The organism is Methylophaga sp. UBA4204 (genome assembly GCF_002379485.1).
Lineage (GTDB): Bacteria > Pseudomonadota > Gammaproteobacteria > Nitrosococcales > Methylophagaceae > Methylophaga.
In genome coordinates this window covers 5,938-9,704 of the sequence record NZ_DFTU01000050.1, presented here as the reverse complement: position 1 = coordinate 9,704, position 3,767 = coordinate 5,938, and the positions used below count along the sequence as shown (strand labels likewise).

Sequence of the window (3,767 nt, the reverse complement as noted above, 5' to 3'; positions counted from 1 at the left end):
AACACATTGTTCACCGCAAAACACAGACTGGCAAACAAGGCCAGCCAATCAGCCAGGCCATGTGGCCATGGAAATCCCACTTCGGGTCGCCATAACATTAAGACCGTGCCCCCCATGGCCAGCACAAACATAACAATGGCTGCCAGAGACAACTTTTCACCTAGCCACCAGCGTCCTAATATCACCGACCATAAAGGCGATAAATAAAACAATAGCATCACCCGCATTACCTGACCTTCATTCAACGCGACTAAAAAAGCGAGATTGGTCATACCAGCCGCCAGGGCCAGCCAAAGCAGATCGGCAGGAATATGTTTCCAGCGATAACGGTTTTTGATAAAAATCGGCAGACTGGCGATGCCTGCCGTGAGGTACATGATCAACGTCACCCAGACCACCGACATGCCAGCCTGTTCGAACAGGCGCATGGGATACCAGATAAGGCCCCACATGGTGGCAGCAAATAACAGACTAAGGATTGCCAGCTTGGATTCGATGGGATTTACAAAGTTCATAATGATGCTTATAACACGACAGTCAGTTGAAGCGTTATAATGGCCGGATTTTTGTTATCCGGCGATATGTATTAATGAATCCAGATCTGGCCCTTTTACACCCTTATCCTTTTGAGAAACTAGCCGAACTGCAGCAAGGTTGCCAGCCGCCAAGTGATCTGCCGCATATTTCGTTATCCATTGGTGAGCCAAAGCATCCTACTCCCGGTTTTATTACCGAAGCGGTCATCAGTCATTTGCATGGCTTATCAGTCTATCCAACAACAGCGGGTAGTATCGAATTACGCCATTCTATTGCGAATTGGCTGGATCAACGATTTCAGTTAGCGGGACATATCGACCCGTTATCGCAGGTTCTGCCGGTTAATGGCACCCGGGAAGCATTATTTGCCTTTGCTCAGGCGATTATTGATCGTCGTAAAGATCCACTGATTGTTATGCCCAACCCGTTTTATCAGATCTATGAGGGTGCGGCATTTCTGGCCGGAGCAGAACCTTATCTGCTTAATTGCACCGAAGAAACCGGCTTTGTACCCGATTTTGATGCTGTTCCCGCGAGTGTCTGGTCACGCTGTCAGTTGTTATATTTATGCAGCCCGGGCAACCCGACCGGTGCGATTGTTGATGCTGAAACGCTGACCAAACTGATTCAACTGGCCCATGAATATGATTTTATTATCGCGGCTGACGAATGTTATTCCGAAATCTATTTTGATGAAGCCTTACCACCAGTAGGTTTATTACAAGCAGCTGTGGCAGCTGGCTATACCGATTTAAGCCGTTGTGTGGTTTTCCATAGTCTATCCAAGCGCTCTAACGCGCCGGGATTACGAAGTGGCTTTGTGGCCGGCGATGCCAATATCATGAAATCCTTTCTGCGTTACCGTACCTATCATGGCTGCGCAATGCCACCATCAACCCAGTCTGCCTCTATTGCTGCCTGGACAGATGAAGCGCATGTAGCACATAACAGGCACCTGTACAGAGAAAAATTCGCAGCCGTACTCGACATTCTGTCACCAGTGATGAATGTCACCCAGCCCGAGGCAAGTTTTTATTTATGGGCAGAAACGCCGATTGCCGATACCGATTTTGCTCGCGGCTTATTTGATCAATATAACGTCACCGTATTGCCGGGACGTTTTTTAGCCAGAGATACCAAACAGGGTAATCCTGGCGTTAACCGGATCCGCATGGCATTGGTTGCACCTCAAGATGAGTGCGTCGAAGCGGCCATGCGGATCCGTGACTATATTGAAACCTTATCTTAATAATTTGGAGAAACCGATGAGTGATATCCAGCAGATTATCGAAACGGCATTTGAACGCCGTGCAGAAATCACCCCAGCCAATGCTGATGCGCAAGTACGTAATGCCGTCAATGAAGTTCTGGGAATGCTCGACAGTGGTAAAGCACGTGTCGCAGAAAAACAAAATGGTGATTGGGTCGTCAATCAATGGCTGAAAAAAGCCGTTTTATTGTCGTTCCGCTTGAATGATAACCGCCCGATGTCTGGCGGTGAAACACAGTATTTTGACAAGGTTGAACCAAAATTCGCTAACTTTACCGAAGCTGATTTTAATACTGCCGGTGTGCGTGTTGTACCTCCTGCAGCAGCTCGTCGTGGTTCATATATCGCACCAGGCGTTGTTTTGATGCCTTCTTACGTTAATATCGGTGCCTACGTTGATTCCGGCACCATGGTTGATACCTGGGCTACTGTTGGTAGCTGTGCACAAATCGGTAAAAACGTCCATTTATCCGGTGGTGTGGGTATCGGTGGCGTACTTGAACCTTTACAAGCCGGTCCGACAATCATCGAAGATAACTGCTTTATTGGTGCCCGTTCTGAAGTGGTTGAAGGCGTTATCGTTGAAGAAGGTTCAGTGATTTCAATGGGTGTTTACATTGGCCAAAGCACCAAGATTTTCAACCGCATGACCGGTGAAATAAGCTACGGTCGTATTCCGGCTGGTTCTGTAGTTGTTTCAGGAAACCTGCCTTCTAAAGATGGCAGCTACAGCTTGTACTGCGCTGTTATTGTGAAACAGGTTGATGAAAAAACCCGTGGTAAAGTCGGTATCAACGAATTACTGCGTGATATCTAAATAGATTGTAATTGGCGGTAACCGCTTTATAGCAGTTACCGCCTTTACCACTGCTCCACGGCAGTGAAGCCAATGATGCAAAATGAATTGATATACTGTATCATTTAACATCAATTCGCCTACCCTGTGGGCTTTTTCAGGTGAAACGGCAACGATGAAATTGTTTGGTATTAAAAATTGTGACACGGTCAAAAAAGCCAGACGTTGGCTGGATGAGCACCAGATTACATACCAATTCCATGATTTTCGGACAGATGGTCTGGATCTATCCATCATCCAACAGTGGTTGAATTACGTCAGCTGGGAACAGCTTATCAACAAAAGGGGCACAACCTGGCGCAAGCTTGAAGACCCGCGTAAAGATCAGCTTGATCAACAAGCTGCTATAGAGTTAATGCTCTTGCATCCAACACTTATTAAACGCCCGGTTATAGAAGATGCATCCGGCATATCAATAGGTTTCAACGAATCTGATTTTCAGGCGCGCTATGCAAAGTAATCTTTCCAAAACTGTTCAGCTCACCATTGATTTGATTCAACGTGACAGTGTCACCCCTGTCGATAAAGGTTGTCAGATCATGCTGGCAGAACGGTTGGCTAATAGTGGCTTTAATGCTGAATACCTGCGGTTTGGGGAAGTTGACAATCTGTGGTGTCGGCGTGGACATAATGGCCCGTTATTTGTATTTGCCGGACATACCGATGTTGTGCCAACCGGACCGGTAGATAAATGGAGCCACGAACCGTTTGCCGCCAAAATTGAAGACGGCATTTTGTATGGCCGCGGTACAGCCGATATGAAAGGCAGTATTGCTGCTATGGTGACGGCTTGTGAACGTTTTGTTGCTGAACACCCTCAGCATGCTGGCAGCATTGCTTTTTTACTGACCAGCGATGAAGAGGGCCCAGCCACTGATGGTACCGTTAAAGTTATTGAAACATTGCAGGCACGTCAGGATCATATCGACTGGTGTGTGGTCGGCGAACCAACCAGCACTGACAAAGTGGCAGATGTGGTTAAAAATGGTCGCCGTGGTTCGTTAAATGGCTATCTGACAGTTCAAGGCAAGCAGGGCCATATTGCTTATCCTCACCTGGCAGATAATCCGGTACATAATCTTGCTCCGGCATTGGCTGAACTGA

The 3,767-nt window shown here is 47.2% G+C and carries 5 protein-coding genes; 4 read left to right on the top strand and 1 reads right to left on the bottom strand.

The annotated features are described in order from the left end of the window. The coding region (locus B3182_RS07310) for a DMT family transporter (RefSeq protein WP_292752149.1) at window positions 1-515 on the bottom strand (515 nt) is incomplete at its 3' end. A gap of 74 nt (window positions 516-589) precedes the next feature. Between B3182_RS07310 and dapC the strand changes: the two genes are divergently transcribed. The 4 genes from dapC to dapE form a co-directional block, all read left to right on the top strand. Beyond that, entirely contained in the window at window positions 590-1,786 is a 1,197-nt protein-coding gene (gene dapC, locus B3182_RS07305; protein WP_292358141.1) for a succinyldiaminopimelate transaminase, read from the top strand. A gap of 16 nt (window positions 1,787-1,802) precedes the next feature. Further along, complete coding sequence (gene dapD / locus B3182_RS07300; protein ID WP_292358037.1) at window positions 1,803-2,624, top strand: 2,3,4,5-tetrahydropyridine-2,6-dicarboxylate N-succinyltransferase; 822 nt, start codon at window positions 1,803-1,805, stop codon at window positions 2,622-2,624. Window positions 2,625-2,778: 154 nt separating this feature from the next. Next, window positions 2,779-3,123 carry an ArsC family reductase gene (locus tag B3182_RS07295; RefSeq protein WP_292358036.1) on the top strand — a complete coding sequence of 115 codons (345 nt, stop codon included), beginning with the start codon at window positions 2,779-2,781 and terminating at the stop codon, window positions 3,121-3,123. Next, window positions 3,113-3,767, top strand: a 655-nt coding sequence (dapE, locus tag B3182_RS07290) for a succinyl-diaminopimelate desuccinylase (RefSeq protein WP_292752147.1), incomplete at its 3' end; no start/stop codon positions are given. The genes B3182_RS07295 and dapE, both read left to right, overlap by 11 nt.

Excerpts from the sequence above, each read along its gene's own strand:
- dapC (WP_292358141.1), top strand. The coding sequence starts at position 590 with ATGAATCCAGATCTGGCCCTTTTACACCCTTATCCTTTTGAGAAACTA.
- dapD (WP_292358037.1), top strand. The coding sequence starts at position 1,803 with ATGAGTGATATCCAGCAGATTATCGAAACGGCATTTGAACGCCGTGCA.
- B3182_RS07295 (WP_292358036.1), top strand. The coding sequence starts at position 2,779 with ATGAAATTGTTTGGTATTAAAAATTGTGACACGGTCAAAAAAGCCAGA.